The 14,225-nt window shown below is 63.5% G+C and carries 17 protein-coding genes; 10 read left to right on the top strand and 7 right to left on the bottom strand.

Annotation, left to right across the window (positions count from 1 at the left end):
• Nucleotides 1-2,789, bottom strand: a 2,789-nt coding sequence (locus tag ACK5L9_RS21575) for a transcription-repair coupling factor (RefSeq protein WP_416913514.1), incomplete at its 3' end; no start/stop codon positions are given.
• Between the two features lie 38 nt (nt 2,790-2,827).
• On the bottom strand, nt 2,828-3,397 hold the full coding sequence (locus tag ACK5L9_RS21580) for a hypothetical protein (RefSeq protein WP_416913515.1): 570 nt from the start codon (nt 3,395-3,397) through the stop codon (nt 2,828-2,830).
• Between the two features lie 96 nt (nt 3,398-3,493).
• On the opposite strand from ACK5L9_RS21580, the gene hemB reads away from it, so the two are divergent.
• Nucleotides 3,494-4,495, top strand: coding sequence for a porphobilinogen synthase (gene hemB / locus ACK5L9_RS21585; protein WP_416913516.1), 1,002 nt, complete (start codon nt 3,494-3,496; stop codon nt 4,493-4,495).
• A gap of 95 nt (nt 4,496-4,590) precedes the next feature.
• Here the strand turns inward: hemB and ACK5L9_RS21590 are convergent, their stop codons facing one another.
• On the bottom strand, nt 4,591-5,250 hold the full coding sequence (locus ACK5L9_RS21590; RefSeq protein ID WP_416913517.1) for a hypothetical protein: 660 nt from the start codon (nt 5,248-5,250) through the stop codon (nt 4,591-4,593).
• A gap of 188 nt (nt 5,251-5,438) precedes the next feature.
• On the opposite strand from ACK5L9_RS21590, the gene ACK5L9_RS21595 reads away from it, so the two are divergent.
• Together ACK5L9_RS21595 and ACK5L9_RS21600 are read left to right on the top strand one after the other, a co-directional pair.
• Nucleotides 5,439-5,573 carry a hypothetical protein gene (locus ACK5L9_RS21595; RefSeq protein ID WP_416913518.1) on the top strand — a complete coding sequence of 45 codons (135 nt, stop codon included), beginning with the start codon at nt 5,439-5,441 and terminating at the stop codon, nt 5,571-5,573.
• A 50-nt stretch (nt 5,574-5,623) separates the two neighbouring features.
• Nucleotides 5,624-6,211, top strand: a complete 588-nt coding sequence (locus tag ACK5L9_RS21600; RefSeq protein WP_416913519.1) for a YSC84-related protein — start codon at nt 5,624-5,626, stop codon at nt 6,209-6,211.
• Between the two features lie 7 nt (nt 6,212-6,218).
• Here the strand turns inward: ACK5L9_RS21600 and ACK5L9_RS21605 are convergent, their stop codons facing one another.
• On the bottom strand, nt 6,219-6,863 hold the full coding sequence (locus ACK5L9_RS21605; protein ID WP_416913520.1) for a GntR family transcriptional regulator: 645 nt from the start codon (nt 6,861-6,863) through the stop codon (nt 6,219-6,221).
• 33 nt (nt 6,864-6,896) lie between these two features.
• On the bottom strand, nt 6,897-7,583 hold the full coding sequence (locus tag ACK5L9_RS21610) for a M48 family metallopeptidase (protein WP_416913521.1): 687 nt from the start codon (nt 7,581-7,583) through the stop codon (nt 6,897-6,899).
• A gap of 107 nt (nt 7,584-7,690) precedes the next feature.
• Between ACK5L9_RS21610 and ACK5L9_RS21615 the strand changes: the two genes are divergently transcribed.
• From ACK5L9_RS21615 to hspQ, 7 genes are all read left to right on the top strand, one after another.
• Entirely contained in the window at nt 7,691-8,008 is a 318-nt protein-coding gene (locus ACK5L9_RS21615; protein ID WP_416913523.1) for an FYDLN acid domain-containing protein, read from the top strand.
• Between the two features lie 72 nt (nt 8,009-8,080).
• On the top strand, nt 8,081-8,548 hold the full coding sequence (locus tag ACK5L9_RS21620; RefSeq protein WP_416913524.1) for a GNAT family N-acetyltransferase: 468 nt from the start codon (nt 8,081-8,083) through the stop codon (nt 8,546-8,548).
• 125 nt (nt 8,549-8,673) lie between these two features.
• On the top strand, nt 8,674-9,822 hold the full coding sequence (locus ACK5L9_RS21625; RefSeq protein ID WP_416913525.1) for a phosphoserine transaminase: 1,149 nt from the start codon (nt 8,674-8,676) through the stop codon (nt 9,820-9,822).
• 133 nt (nt 9,823-9,955) lie between these two features.
• Nucleotides 9,956-11,545 (top strand): phosphoglycerate dehydrogenase, encoded by a 1,590-nt coding sequence (serA, locus tag ACK5L9_RS21630; RefSeq protein WP_416913526.1) that lies wholly within the window; start codon nt 9,956-9,958, stop codon nt 11,543-11,545.
• 62 nt (nt 11,546-11,607) lie between these two features.
• Nucleotides 11,608-12,330, top strand: coding sequence for a metallophosphoesterase (locus tag ACK5L9_RS21635; RefSeq protein WP_416913527.1), 723 nt, complete (start codon nt 11,608-11,610; stop codon nt 12,328-12,330).
• A 4-nt stretch (nt 12,331-12,334) separates the two neighbouring features.
• The gene (locus ACK5L9_RS21640) at nt 12,335-12,805 is read left to right on the top strand and encodes a CreA family protein (protein ID WP_416913528.1); all 471 of its coding nucleotides are present in this window, start codon (nt 12,335-12,337) and stop codon (nt 12,803-12,805) included.
• Between the two features lie 134 nt (nt 12,806-12,939).
• Nucleotides 12,940-13,272, top strand: coding sequence for a heat shock protein HspQ (hspQ, locus tag ACK5L9_RS21645; protein ID WP_416913529.1), 333 nt, complete (start codon nt 12,940-12,942; stop codon nt 13,270-13,272).
• On the opposite strand, the gene ACK5L9_RS21650 is transcribed toward hspQ, so the two are convergent.
• Both ACK5L9_RS21650 and ACK5L9_RS21655 read right to left on the bottom strand, forming a co-directional pair.
• Complete coding sequence (locus ACK5L9_RS21650; RefSeq protein WP_416913530.1) at nt 13,265-13,747, bottom strand: ATP-binding protein; 483 nt, start codon at nt 13,745-13,747, stop codon at nt 13,265-13,267. The two genes, hspQ and ACK5L9_RS21650, sit on opposite strands and share 8 nt — an antisense overlap.
• 5 nt (nt 13,748-13,752) lie before the next feature.
• Entirely contained in the window at nt 13,753-14,076 is a 324-nt protein-coding gene (locus tag ACK5L9_RS21655) for an STAS domain-containing protein (protein ID WP_416913531.1), read from the bottom strand.
• Nucleotides 14,077-14,225 lie beyond the last annotated feature (149 nt).

Raw genomic sequence — 14,225 nt, forward strand, 5'->3', positions numbered from 1 at the left:
GCCTGAGGCGTCAGCGGGCTGCGCGGTTTCGTCGTCAGATAGCAATAGGCGCGGGTCTTGGAACGCCCGACCCGACCCCGAATCTGGTAAAGCTGCGCCAGCCCGAACATGTCGGCGCGCCAGACCACCATGGTGTTCGCAGTCGGAATGTCGAGGCCGCTTTCCACGATCGAGGTTGCCAGCAGCGCGTCATGGCTGCCATCGTAAAAGGCGTTCATACGGCTGTCCAGATCGCCCGCCGCAAGCTGGCCATGGGCAACGATGGTGCTGATTTCCGGTACGTTTTCGGCCAGCCAATGCTCTACCTCTGGCAGGTCGGACAGGCGCGGAACCACGAAAAAGCTTTGCCCGCCCCGGTATTTCTCGCGCAGCAGGGCCTCGCGGATGGTGACGCTGTCAAATTCGCTGACATAGGTACGGATCGCCAGACGATCCACCGGAGGGGTGCCGATGATCGACAGGTCGCGCACGCCGGTCAGCGACAGTTGCAGCGTGCGCGGGATGGGCGTGGCGGTCAGGGTCAGGACATGGATGTCACTGCGTAATTCCTTCAACCGTTCCTTGTGGGCGACGCCGAAATGCTGTTCTTCGTCGATGACCAGCAGACCCAGACGTTTGAAGCGCACCCCCTTGGCCAGAACGGCATGGGTGCCCACAACGATGTCTGCGGTGCCGTCGGCCAGCGCCGTGCGGGTCTGCGCCGCGTCCCTGGCGTTGACAAAGCGCGACAGGGGGCGAACGCTGATCGCGGTGCCGCGAAAGCGTTCGGCGAAGGTCTTGAAATGCTGTCGCGCCAGCAGCGTGGTGGGCGCGACCACAGCGACCTGCATCCCCTGACTGGCCACGACAAAAGCCGCGCGCATCGCAACCTCGGTCTTGCCGAAACCCACGTCGCCGACGACCAGCCGGTCCATCGGCCGCCCGGCCGACAGATCCGCTAGCACATCTTCGATGGCGGATTGCTGATCATCGGTTTCGCTATACGGGAACCGCGCTGCAAAGGCCTGCCAGTCGTGATCCTCGGGTTCCAGCACCGGGGCGGGACGCAGCAGGCGTTCGGCGGCCACGCGCATCAGCTTGTCGGCGATCAGGCGGATGCGTTCCTTCAGCTTTGCCTTGCGGGCCTGCCACGCGCCCCCGCCCAGACGGTCCAGCAGCCCCTCTTCATGGCCATAACGGCTAAGCAGTTCGATATTCTCGACCGGCAGGAACAGCCGGTCCCCGCCCGCATATTCCAGCGCCACGCAATCATGTGGCACCCCCGCCGCCCTGATCGTTTCCAGCCCGGTATAGCGCCCGATGCCGTGTTCGACATGCACGACCAGATCGCCGGGGGTCAGGCTGGTGGTGTCTTGCAGGAAATTCTCGGCCCGGCGGCGTTTGCGCGCGCCCCGGATCAGCCGGTCGCCCAGAACATCCTGTTCCGAGATGACGGCAATGGACCCCAACGCCCGGCCCTCGGCAACGAACCCCTCGTCCAGCGGCCAGACGGCCAGACCGATGGCACCGGCCGTATCGGGCAGGTCGCGAATATCGGCGACGGATTTCAGCCCCGCCAGACCCTCATCCGCCAGCAGCCCCGCCAGACGGTCGCGCGCACCGTCGGAAAAACTGGCGATGATCACGCGGTGATCCTTCGACATGCCCCTCAGATGATCGGCCAGCGTGCTGAACAGATTCGTGGATTCTGCTTGACGTTCGGGTGCGAAATTGCGCCCCTGCCGCCCCCCGGCATCCAGAACCCCCGGCCCCGGAGGCTGACGCAGTACCGACAGGCGCAGCAGCCGATGCGCCCCAAGCCACGCCGCCCATTCGTCGGGCGTCGGAAACAGCGCGTCGGGCGGCACGGGCTTGTAAACCGTATCCGCCCGCCCTTTCGCGGCCATCGCGGCGCGGCGGGCGTCGAACTGTTCGTTAATCATCCCGCGCCGGGCGTCGATGACCTGCGCGACATGATCGTCCAGCACCACCGACGCGCCGGGCAGGTAATCGAACAGGCTTTCCATGCGGTCGTGAAACCAGGGCAGCCAATGTTCCATCCCCGCCATCTTGCGACCGGCGCTGACGCCCTCGTACAGGGGGTCGTTGGTACCGCCGCCATATTCGGCGCGATAGCTTTGGCGAAAGCGCGTGATCGCGGGTTCGCCCAGAATCACCTCGGACATGGGCGCGATCTCGACCCGCGACAGGGTCTCGGTCGTGCGTTGGCTGACCGGGTCAAACCGGCGTGCGCCGTCCAGCACATCGCCGAACAGATCCAGCCGCACCGGCCCCGCCTCGCCCGGAGGAAAGATGTCGATAATGCCGCCGCGAATGGCGTAATCGCCCGGTTCGGTCACGGTCGGCGACTGGACAAAGCCCATGCGGATCAGGAAATCGCGCAGCCCGGTTTCGTCGATGCGCTGGCCCACACGGGCGGCAAAGCTGGCCCCTGCGACCAGATCGCGGGCGGGCACGCGTTGCAGCACGGCGTTCAGTGTCGTCAACAGCACGAACGGCCCCTTGACCGCCCCCTGCGCCAGCCCGGCCAGCGTCGCCATGCGTGCGGCCTGAACGGCGGGTGCGGGCGACACGCGGTCATAGGGCGTGGTGTCCCATGCCGGAAAATCCAGCACCGGCAGACCGGGCGCCAGAAAGGCCAGCGCCGCGCGCATCGCGGCCATGCGGCGGTCGTCACGGGCAATGTGGATCACCGGCGCGCCGTTGTTTTCTGGCCGCGCGGCCTCGCGCGCGATCAGGGCGGCGTCAAAGCCCTCGGGGGCACCGGAAAGGATCAGCTGGTCGGACATGACGGGTCAGGTAAAGCGCGGGGCGGCGGAGTCAAGCCTTACAGCCCGTTCGGATGCAACAGCGACCAGATCGCCCCCCAGATTCCCGTTGTCGCGACCGAGACGACCGACAGCAGCGTCACGGCGCGGCGATGCCAGGTCAGCCGCCGGATGACCTGCGCCGCCAGTTCGGTCACAGGCAGGTCGCCATCCTGCGCCCTCATGACCAGCGGCAGCAGCCGCCGCGCCAGCAACACGCGCAGCCAATATAGGATTGCAAAGGGCAGCAGCAGCAACGTAAGCGCCTGCGCCATTTCCAGATCATGGCGAAATCCCATGATCGCCAGCGAGGTCAGCAGAAAGGCCGAGACGGCCAGGAATACCGCGCCCTCTTGACGGCGCAGATGCCAGCGCGGCAGGACCAGCGACAGCCAGTCCAGCAGGTTCATGACGGCCACACCCTCGGGTTGGCTATTGCGGGCATAGCGGGCGCGGGACAGAACCTCGGTCGGGATGCCGATGACATTGCGGCCCGCCGCCGACCACATGCCGATCAGCACGACCCAGTACCAGATGGTTCCAAAGGACCGGCTGTCCAGCAGGCTGATGATCCCGTCGATTTGCGGCACGCGGCGCTTCCTTGTCCTTGATCGCGCGCGACCTTAGAACGACTGCACGCAAAGGAAAAGCGCCCGCCGCATCCCTGCCCCGAAAGGAACCCCGTCATGGCCACGCCGATCATCGCCCCCTTTCCCGCCACCCGCCTGCGCCGCCTGCGCCGCACCGAAAACCTGCGCGCGATGGTCAGCGAGGTGAACCTGACCCCGGCCAACATGATCTGGCCGATCTTCGTGACCGAGGTTTCCGGGGCCGAGGGACCGATCGCCTCGATGCCGGGGGTCGCGCGCCTGACCCTTGACGGCGCAAAACGGGCCGCCGAACAGGCCGCCGCGCTGCATATTCCGGCAGTCTGCATTTTTCCGCATTCCGATCAGGATCTTAAGACCGAAGATTGCGAAAGGGCATGGGATCCCGACAATATCGGCAACCGCGCCATCCGCGCCGTCAAGCAGGCGGTACCCGATCTAGCAGTCATGACCGACATCGCGCTGGACCCCTATAACGCCAACGGCCATGACGGCATCGTCGTGGACGGCCAGATCCTGAATGACGAAACCATCGGGGCGCTGGTGAAAATGGCGCTGGTCCAGGCGGAATGCGGGGCCGACATCCTTGGCCCCAGCGACATGATGGACGGTCGTATCGGCGCACTGCGCGGCGCGCTTGAGGGGGCCGGTCACAAAGATGTGGCGATCCTGTCCTATGCCGCGAAATTCGCCAGCGCCTTCTATGGCCCCTTCCGCGACGCGGTGGGTGCGTCGGGGCGGCTTGTGGGTGACAAGAAGACCTATCAGATCAACCCCGCAAACCGCGACGAGGCGATCCGCTGCGTCGCCCGCGATCTGGCCGAAGGGGCCGATATGGTCATGGTCAAGCCGGGAATGCCCTATCTGGACATCTGCCGCGCAGTGAAAGATCAGTTCGGCGCCCCGACCTTTGCCTATCAGGTCAGCGGTGAATATGCGATGATCGAGGGCGCGATCCGCAATGGCTGGCTGTCGCGCGACGCGATGCTGGAAAGCCTGCTGGCCTTCCGCCGGGCGGGCTGCGACGGCATTCTCAGCTATTTCGCCCCCGCATTTTGCGAATTGCTCAGAAATTCATAGCTTGCCCGACCTGAAAACCAGCGGGTATTGAAATATGAAATCACCAAGTGGTGCGCAGATATTCCGCGCACCACGGCATGAATGCAACCCGGAAATCAGGCGGCTTTCAGGCGGTTTTTCATTCTGCGGCGCAGCCCGAGCGCCCCAAAGGCCGGCAAACCCAGCGCTATCAGCGGCAAGGCCCCCGGCAACGGAACAACGTTGACCCCTCCGGGACCGGTGCCGGGATTGACACTGCCGATTCCCGACAACGTCACCTCGACCGGCTGCGACATCGTGTCGATGCAGCAATTGGTTCCGGTAAAGAAATACCACGTGCCATCGCCGATCACCAGCGGCTGCGTATACAGCCAGTCGTCATAGGTACCGCCCCCGCCATTGTTGGGATCGTCAACATACCCAAGCAGGGTGTTGTCGGCGATCATGTCGTCTCGGTCACGGTTGTTGACGGTCCCGGCCCACTGGACGACATAGGGGTTAACCCCATAACTGCCCAACGTGCCATCCCCGGAAATCGTCAAACCGCCATTGGCGGAACACAACACCCCTTCATTGCATGGAAAGATCTGATCTCCATGCCAGTGTTCATTCCACAAGGTTACTGTGCCGTTACCATTATCAGTCCATCCGAAGGTGACAGTATGCGCGGCGGTCGCGCCGGCACCCAAAACAACCGCTGTCATCGCAGCGGATATCAGCTTATACATAACGGTGTATATCCTCCAAATTGTCAGTTCGAAATTTAGGTCAGTCAATCTGCCCTCGCAGATAAATAGTGACTATATGCTCGGGGGTTTTTACCTCAAGGAATTAGTTGTTCTTTTGTAATATATTCAATTTATAGTTGTTTTTTATTGAATTTAATAAATTATTAAGTGTGTATAAATGGCCATTTTTCAACTACTGATAGTTATTAATGAGAAGATGCAACCGGATGCGATATATGTCCATTGCGCGGGAACCCGGCATGTCGCAGGTGATTCCCCAAAGCGGCATAACCACCCATCTGCAACCCTCCTGCGCGGTGCCCCTGCCCGGCAGGCCGCAACAGGATGACAGGGCCAGCGAAATCCCCTAGACTTCACCCCGAGGCTGGAACGGACAAAATCCAAAGGGACAGGCACAAACATGAGTGGTAATCAGGTAATGAACAGGCGCGGGCTGCTGGCCTGTGGTGGTGCGGCGCTGGCTTTGGCCGCCTGCGATAACGGGGTCGGCAGCAACGCGGCCTCGCAATTGGATGCGCGGGTCGATCAGACGCATCAATATCTGGTGGCGACCTATCCAAGTTCGGCGCAGCTTGTGCAGAACGCCAGAGGAGTCCTGTACATGCCGCTGATGACCGAGGCCGCCTTTGGCGTCGGCGGGGCCTATGGCCAGGGGGCGCTGCGGATCGGAGGCGTCACGGTCGATTACTATTCGGCGACGCAAGCCACGGTCGGATTGCAGATCGGCGCACAGCAATATGCGCATGTCCTGATTTTCCAGTCCGACGACGCGTTGGCGGCGTTCCGCGCGGCTCCGGGCTGGGTTGCGGGGGCGGATGCCTATTACGCGATCCCGGCGGGCGGCGGCGCATTGGGGGCGGATACCGTCACCGCGCAATTCCCGGTGGTCGCACTGATCTTTGGCCAGTCGGGGCTGATGGCGGGCGCGGCGATCGAGGGCACGAAATACACGCGGATCATCCCGTCCTCGATGGCGATGCAGTTCTGATCCGGTCTTATCCCGCCGCCAGATGCCGCAGCCCGTGGGTCACGTCGGCGCGGATGGCCAGCCGCAGGCCGGGATCGTCGCCCGCCCGCAGCGCGGCAAGGATCATCCGGTGATGGCGCGGCGGCTCTTGCCGCCGGACCTGACCGTAAAGCTTGCGCATGGTCGGCCCCAGTTGCAACCAGATGGTTTCCAGCATGGCCAGCATCAGCGGGGCCTGCGCGCGCAGATACAGCGTACGGTGAAATTCCAGATTGCAGCGGATATAACCGACCGCGTCATGGCGTTCGACCGCATCGGCGATCTGGCCGTTGATCCGCGCCAGTCGGTCGATCAGCGCGAAATGGGCGCGGGGCAGCGCGCGAGAGGCCAGTTCGGGTTCCAGCAGGGCACGCATCGCGGCCAGTTCCTCGATCCGTTCCTCGGTCAGTTCTGGCGTCGCCACCCGACCCGAGGCCGACAGGGTCAGCGCCCCCTCGGCGACCAGCCTCCGCACGGCCTCACGCGCGGGGGTCATCGACAGGTTGTATTCCTGCGCCAGCCCGCGCAGGGTCAGCGCCTGACCCGGACCCAGCTCACCCAGCATGATCCGGCTTCGCAGACTGCGATAAAGGGCCTCGTGGGCGGCGGGTTCGGGCGTTCTGGCGGCGGTCATGACCGCTAGTCGTGATCACAAAGTGCGCCGCCGTCAATCGCGGAATTTCCAGCCATGCAGGCGGCTGCCATGGTCGCGCAACCATGCCCGGCGCGGCGCGTAGCCGGGCATCAGCGCCCTGACCTGCGCCCAGAACCGTGGCGAGTGATCCATATGCGCCAGATGCGCGACTTCGTGGGCCGCAACGTAATCCAGCACCTCGGGCGGGGCCATTGCCAGCCGCCAGGAAAACATCAGCCGTGCATCGGAACTGCAACTGCCCCAACGGGATCGTGTGTCGCGCAGGGTGATCGCCTTGTAGGGCCGGCCCAGGGCCCGCGCGTGGCAGTCGCAGGCCCGACGCAGCCGCTCATGCGCAAGATGTTTCAGATAGGCCTGTACCACTGGCCCGGCGGCGCGGTTCTGCGGCACCAGCAACGCCTCGTCCCGGATCACGGCGCTGCGGACCGGCGCAAGGGTGACGCGCAGGTCACACCCCTCGACCGGGATCACCGTGCCCTGCCCCACCCGAACCGGCACCGCCTGCCGCGCCGTCGCGCGGCGCAGCCATTCGCCATTCGCCTCGGCAAAGGCGCGCCCCTCGGCCAGCGGAACGTGGCGCGGCAGGGTCAGAACCGCGTCGCCCCCCGTCCGCGGCACCCTCAGCGTCATCCTTCGCGCCCGCGCCGAGCGGCGCAGCGCCACCCGGATTCCGTCGGTCAGCGTGATGGTTTCGCTCATCGCTCTTGCCTTGCCCGCCAAGCCCTGCCAGAGAAAGCCTTTGACACCCCCCGGCCACTGTGGCACGGGGTCGCCGATTTCCCTAATCGCGGCGGAAGGAGAATACCATGCCCAAAGAGGAATGGGGCACGAAACGCCTGTGCCCGCACTGCGCAACCCGGTTCTATGACCTGCACAAGGATCCGCTGACCTGCCCCGCATGTGGCAGCCAGTTCACGCTGGAAAGCCTGATCGAGGGTCGCGGCAAGGCGCTGATCAGCGAAAAGGCCTCGGCGACCAGCGACGATGACGACGAGCTGGTGGATAACGACGATCTGGACGATGACGGCGGCGATCTGGATGACGATCTGCTGGACGATGACGATGATGACGGCGATGTCTCGCTGGACGATATCGCCGACGTCCCGAACGACGACGAGGACTGACGCGCCGCCCTTTCCCGCCCGCGTGCCGGTGGCATGCGGGCGCATGGAAAAGGCGGCCATGGGGATTCACCGATGCGGGATGCCATCGTCATCAGCCGCGAATCGCCGTCAGATGCCGGTCTGGATCTGTTGTTCCGGCGCCACAATGACGACATGCATGCCGACACCCCGCCGGAATCGATCCATATGCTGCCCCGCGCGGCACTGGAGGCGCCCGATGTGGATTTCTTCGTGATGCGACTTGACGGGCGGCCCATCGGCATGGCTGCCCTGAAGCGGCTGAACCGCGTGCATGGAGAACTGAAATCCATGCATATCCTGTCCGAAGATCGCGGCGCGGGCCTGTCCCGTCGCCTGCTGGACCACCTGATCGCGCATGCGCGCCGGTCGGGCCTGACCCGCCTGTCGCTGGAAACGGGTATCCAGCCGACTTTCACGGCGGCGCGCGGGCTCTATGCCCACGCGGGGTTCAGCGAATGCCCGCCCTTTGCCGATTACAGCGACGATCCGAACAGCCTGTTCATGACGCGCGCCCTGTGATCGGCCAGCCGGCACCGGGGCGCATGCCCGCACTTTTCGCACTTGCGTTTTTACCGGGGCATCCGTAAAGGCGTTCGTGGGACACCCTTCCCCAACGAAGGGCTATTAGCTGGAAGGCTGAGACTATGACCGATCTGACGATCCCGGCTGCGCGGCCGGTAAACCCGCGTTTTTCGTCCGGCCCTTGCGCCAAAATTCCCCAGTATAATCTGAACCTTCTGACGGATGCTCCGCTTGGACGCTCGCATCGTGCCGTAATCGGCAAGGCAAAGCTGGCCGAGGCGATCGAGCTGACGCGCGAGGTTCTGGGCGTGCCCGCCGGATACCGGATCGGGATCGTTCCGGGGTCAGACACCGGCGCGGTCGAGATGGCAATGTGGACCATGCTGGGCGCGCGCCCGGTCGAGATGCTGGCCTGGGAGAGCTTTGGCGAAGGCTGGGTCACGGATGCGGTCAAGCAGTTGAAACTGGATGCGACGGTGCGTAAGGCCGACTATGGCCGGATCGTCGATTTAGCCGAGGTGGATTTCAACCGCGATGTCGTGTTCACATGGAACGGCACGACCTCGGGCGTGCGGGTGCCGAATGGCGATGCGATCCCGGCGGATCGCGCAGGGCTGACCATCTGCGACGCAACCAGCGCCGCCTTTGCCATGGACTTGCCTTGGGACAAGCTGGATGTAGTCACCTTTAGCTGGCAAAAGGTTCTGGGCGGCGAAGGCGGGCATGGCATGCTGATCCTGTCGCCGCGCGCGGTGGAACGGCTGGAAAGCTTTACCCCCGACCGGCCCCTGCCCAAGATCTTTCGCCTGACCAAGGGTGGCAAGCTGATCGAAGGAATTTTCAAGGGCGAAACGATCAACACCCCCTCGATGCTGGCGGTCGAGGATTATCTGGTGGCGCTGAAATGGGCGCAGTCCATCGGCGGGTTGAAGGCGCTGATCGCACGGACCGAGGCCAATGCCGCCGCCGTGCGCGATTTCATCGCCGGCAAGGACTGGATCGCCGATCTGGCCGAGGATCCGGCCACCGCATCCACCACCAGCGTCTGCCTGAAATTCACCGATCCGGCGATCCGGGACGGCGCCGCCTTCGCCAAGGCCATAGCCAAACGACTGGAGAAAGAGGGCGTGGCGCTGGACGCGGGTTCCTATCGCGACGCGCCAGCCGGTCTGCGGATCTGGTGCGGATCGACGGTCGAGACCGCCGATGTCGCTGCGTTGATGCCCTGGATCGAGTACGCCTGCCGCGCCGAACTGGCCGCGCAGGGCTAAGCCCCCATTGCGTCCCGCGATGGCGGGGGGCTCTGCCCCCCGCCCCCCCCGAGGGGCGCCGCACATCATTGCAACGTTATTCCGGCGGGTCATGCGCCAATCTTTGCCCCCGCCGCAGCATGAGGAAACCGAAATGCCAAAGGTTCTTGTGTCCGACAAGCTGTCGGAAACCGCTGTCCAGATTTTCCGCGACCGAGGGGTTGATGTCGATTACCTGCCCGATCTGGGCAAGGACAAGGACAAGCTGGCCGAAGTGATCGGCCAATATGACGGGCTTGCCATCCGTTCCGCCACCAAGGTGACGGACAAGCTGCTGGAGCATGCCGCCAATCTGAAGGTCGTGGCCCGCGCGGGGATCGGGGTCGATAACGTGGACATTCCGGCGGCCAGCAAAAAGGGCGTGATCGTGATGAACACGCCTTTCGGCAACAGCGTCACCACGGCCGAGCACGCCATCGCCATGATGTTCGCCGTCGCCCGTCAACTGCCCGAAGCCAGCGCCAGCACTCATGCGGGCAAATGGGAAAAGAACCGCTTCATGGGGGTCGAGCTGTTCAACAAGACCCTTGGCGTCGTCGGCGCGGGCAATATCGGCAGCATCGTGATCGACCGCGCCCTGGGACTGCACATGAAGGTGCTGGCCTATGACCCCTTCCTGTCGGAAGAGCGCGCCAGGGATCTGGGCGTCACCAAGGTCGAGTTCGACGAACTGCTGACCCGCGCGGATTTCATTACCTTCCATGTGCCGCTGACCGACAGAACCCGCAACATCCTGTCGCGCGAGGCCATTGCCAGACTGAAGCCCGGTGCCCGCATCATCAACTGCGCGCGCGGCGGGCTGGTCGATGAAGATGCGCTGGCCGAGGCGCTGAAATCGGGGCATGTGGCGGGTGCGGCCTTTGACGTTTTCGCGGTCGAGCCGGCCACGGACAGCCCGCTGTTCAACCTGCCGAATGTCGTCGTGACCCCGCATCTGGGTGCCTCGACCACCGAGGCGCAGGAAAACGTCGCCCTGCAAGTGGCCGAGCAGATGTCGGATTACCTGCTGACCGGCGCGGTGCAGAACGCGCTGAACATGCCCTCGGTCACAGCGGAAGAGGCCGCTGTCATGGGCCCATGGATCAAGCTGGCGGGGCATCTGGGCGCTTTCGTGGGCCAGATGACGGATGAGCCGATCAAGGCAATCAACGTCCTTTATGACGGCGTCGTGTCGGTCATGAACCTGAACGCGCTGAACGCGGCGGTGATCTCGGGGGTAATGAAGGCCACGAACCCGGATGTTAACATGGTCTCGGCCCCGGTGATCGCGAAGGAACGCGGCATCCATGTCGCAACCACCCGGCAGGACCGGGGCGGCATCTTCGAGGGCTATATCAAGCTGACCGTCGTGACCGAACAGCGCGAGCGTTCCATAGGCGGCACCGTGTTCAGCGATGGCAAGCCGCGCTTCATCCAGATTCGCGGGATCAATATCGACGCGGAAATCGGCGAGCACATGCTGTATACCCGCAACAAGGACGTGCCGGGCGTCATCGGCGCATTGGGCGGAACCCTGGGCGATATGGGCGTGAACATCGCGAATTTCACGCTTGGCCGCTCGGCCACGGGCGAGGATGCCATCGCGATCCTCTATCTGGACGAGGCGATCAGTCAGGACGCGCTGGCCGCGCTGCAAAAGACGGGCAAGTTCCTGCAAGCCCGCCCGCTGCATTTCGAGGTCTGACACCAAGGCCGCGTGCCGCCCGGACGGGCGGCGCGCGGTTTGCGAGGCACCGGAAAGGTAACATGCGACTTTATGCCATCGGCGATATTCACGGGCAGATCGACCTGTTGCACGCCGCGCACGACCGGATTTTTCGCGATGGCGGGCGTGATGCGCGTATCGCCCATGTCGGAGATCTGATCGACCGGGGCCCCGATTCGCGGGCGGTGGTCGGGCATCTGCTGGCGGGGCAACGGGATGGTCGGCCCTGGGTTGTGACCCGTGGCAATCATGACCGGTTCCTGCCGCAATTTCTGCGTCAGCCGGGCTGGATCGATCCGGGCCTGTCCTCGGCGCAACACTGGATCGATCATTCCGGCCTTGGCGCAGCGGCGACACTGGCATCCTATGGGCTGGACCCGGAACTGCCGCGCGACCGGCTGCATGCCGATGCACTGCGGGCGGTTCCGGCGGATCACGCCGCGTTTCTGGCCAGCCTGCCCCTGTGGTTCCTGCATCCGCTGGCGCTGGTCGTGCATGCGGGCATCCGGCCCGGCATCGACATTCAGGATCAGGACGAACAGGATCTGGTCTGGATCCGTCAGGGTTTCATCGACAGCACCGCCGATCACGGGCCGCTGGTCGTGCATGGTCACACCGCGATCCGGACGGCAACCCATTATGGCAACCGCCTGAATGTCGATGGCGGCGCGGCCTATGGCCACCCGCTTTGCGCGGTTGTGATCGAGGCCGGGGCAGTGCATCTTCTGGGCAATGACGGTCGCCAGCCCCTTGTACCGGAGTAAGCCCATGTTCCGCCGCCTGTGCCTGACTCTTGCCCTGATGCCGCCTGCCGCGCTTGCCGAACAGGTGGGCACGGCCAGCGTGGACTGGGTTGGAAATGACATCATCGTCGAGGCGATCCGCGATAGCGGGGTCGGCGGCGTGACCTGCCATCTTGCCTATTTCGACCGTTCGGTGATCGACCGGCTAAGCAAGGGCAACTGGTTCGAGGATCCATCGAACAGCGCCATCGAATGTGCGCAGACCGGGCCGATCGACGTCAGCGGGGTCGCGCGCGGCCCAAAGGGCGCAGAGGTGTTCAGCGAAAGCCGGTCACTGATCTTCAAATCGCTGAGGGTCAGGCGGATTTTCGATGAGGATAATCAGGTGCTGATCTATCTGGCCCATGCCACCGAACTGACCGAGGGTTCGGCCAAGATGGCCATCTCGACCGTGCCGCTGTTCAAGGCGGAACCGACCGCCACACCGGCACAGTGAACCCACCCGTTGCCGCATTGCGGCAACCAACCTAAAGATCAGGCAAATGCCGCCGGTATTCTGGACAGAATCGGCCCTGCAGGCTAAATGTCGTCATCTGGATCGTGGCAAGCTTGAAACGAAAGGTCGTGGGGATGCAGTTCAGCAGCCGCATCGCAAAATACAGCCTGGGACAGGTGGTTCGCCATCGGGAACGCCCCTTCAGGGGGGTGATCTTCGATGTTGATCCGCAATTCGCCAATACCGAGGAATGGTATGATGCCATCCCCGAAGAGGCGCGGCCTGCAAGGGACCAACCGTTCTATCACCTTTATGCCGAGACCGAGGCAACCTATTATATCGCCTATGTGTCCGAGCAGAACCTTGTCCCGGATGCGTCTGGCGAGCCGCTGGATCATCCCGAACTGTGCGAGATGTTCGGCGATTTCGAGGATGGGCGCTATCCGTTGCACGAACGTCTCAATTAACCGATTCGGGCGCGGCGAAGGGCACGGTAAAGGCCAGAAAGTTGCGCTGACTTTCCCGATAATAGCACAAAGCCTGCGTCAGATCCTGGATCAGATACCAGCCAAACCCGCCTTCGGGAAAATCGCATGCCTCTGGAAGGGCGCGCGGCAGCAGGCATTCTGCCGGCAGGGTCATGCCGTCATCGGTGATGGCGCAGGCCAGCCCCGCCTCGTGGCGGACGATGCACAGATGCACCAGCGGAATAAAGTCCGATTCGCCGGCATGTTCGGTCACATTGTTCAGCACCTCGGCCAGTACCAGTTCAAGCCGACCAAGCGTGTCGGCGCTGACCTCGTGGGCAAAGCGATCGCGAATCTCGCCAAGCGTCTGCCGCACGGTCATCGCATTCGCCTGAAGGATGCGGTGAAACATCGGCTGGGTCTTTGCGGCGATCCTGCCGCGCAGTCCGGCATTCTGCCGTCCGGTCGGATTCATGTTTCTTACTCCTGATATTCGCCGCCTGGCTGGATGTCGAATACCGCATCCATGCGCGTCAGCCTGAAAACCCGTTCGACATTCTGCGTCAGACCGCACAGCGTGAAGCCCAGCCCGTCAGGCATGGCCTTGCGCACCGCGATCATCGCCCCAAGGCCGGAACTGTCCATGAAATCAACAGATTGCATGTGAACCAGAACGGGCTTGTGGTTGCGAAGAATGATCTCGCGCATCCTGTCCTTGAACCGTGTCGCGATTGCGGCATCGATCCGTTTTTCGCACACCGTGACCACCACGCGGGCATCCCGGTCGGCGACGATCAGTTCCATTGACATCCCCCGGATTACGGAAACCTGACGGCGACGCTAGCGCCAAAAGATTACCAGCCCGTAACCGGCACCGCGCTTTCGCAGCATTTTCACTATTTCAATGTGCGGAAACGCATCGGGGATCTGCCCCGTCAGCCATTCTTCAAGGC

Source organism: Paracoccus sp. (in: a-proteobacteria), from assembly GCF_047973135.1.
Lineage (GTDB): Bacteria > Pseudomonadota > Alphaproteobacteria > Rhodobacterales > Rhodobacteraceae > Paracoccus.

Coding starts and splice junctions, on each gene's coding strand:
- hemB (WP_416913516.1), top strand. CDS start 3,494: ATGGCCACGCCGATCATCGCCCCCTTTCCCGCCACCCGCCTGCGCCGC.
- ACK5L9_RS21595 (WP_416913518.1), top strand. CDS start 5,439: ATGTCCATTGCGCGGGAACCCGGCATGTCGCAGGTGATTCCCCAAAGC.
- ACK5L9_RS21600 (WP_416913519.1), top strand. CDS start 5,624: ATGAGTGGTAATCAGGTAATGAACAGGCGCGGGCTGCTGGCCTGTGGT.
- ACK5L9_RS21605 (WP_416913520.1), bottom strand. CDS start 6,863: ATGACCGCCGCCAGAACGCCCGAACCCGCCGCCCACGAGGCCCTTTAT.
- ACK5L9_RS21610 (WP_416913521.1), bottom strand. CDS start 7,583: ATGAGCGAAACCATCACGCTGACCGACGGAATCCGGGTGGCGCTGCGC.
- ACK5L9_RS21615 (WP_416913523.1), top strand. CDS start 7,691: ATGCCCAAAGAGGAATGGGGCACGAAACGCCTGTGCCCGCACTGCGCA.
- ACK5L9_RS21620 (WP_416913524.1), top strand. CDS start 8,081: ATGCGGGATGCCATCGTCATCAGCCGCGAATCGCCGTCAGATGCCGGT.
- ACK5L9_RS21625 (WP_416913525.1), top strand. CDS start 8,674: ATGACCGATCTGACGATCCCGGCTGCGCGGCCGGTAAACCCGCGTTTT.
- serA (WP_416913526.1), top strand. CDS start 9,956: ATGCCAAAGGTTCTTGTGTCCGACAAGCTGTCGGAAACCGCTGTCCAG.
- ACK5L9_RS21635 (WP_416913527.1), top strand. CDS start 11,608: ATGCGACTTTATGCCATCGGCGATATTCACGGGCAGATCGACCTGTTG.
- ACK5L9_RS21640 (WP_416913528.1), top strand. CDS start 12,335: ATGTTCCGCCGCCTGTGCCTGACTCTTGCCCTGATGCCGCCTGCCGCG.
- hspQ (WP_416913529.1), top strand. CDS start 12,940: ATGCAGTTCAGCAGCCGCATCGCAAAATACAGCCTGGGACAGGTGGTT.
- ACK5L9_RS21650 (WP_416913530.1), bottom strand. CDS start 13,747: ATGAATCCGACCGGACGGCAGAATGCCGGACTGCGCGGCAGGATCGCC.
- ACK5L9_RS21655 (WP_416913531.1), bottom strand. CDS start 14,076: ATGGAACTGATCGTCGCCGACCGGGATGCCCGCGTGGTGGTCACGGTG.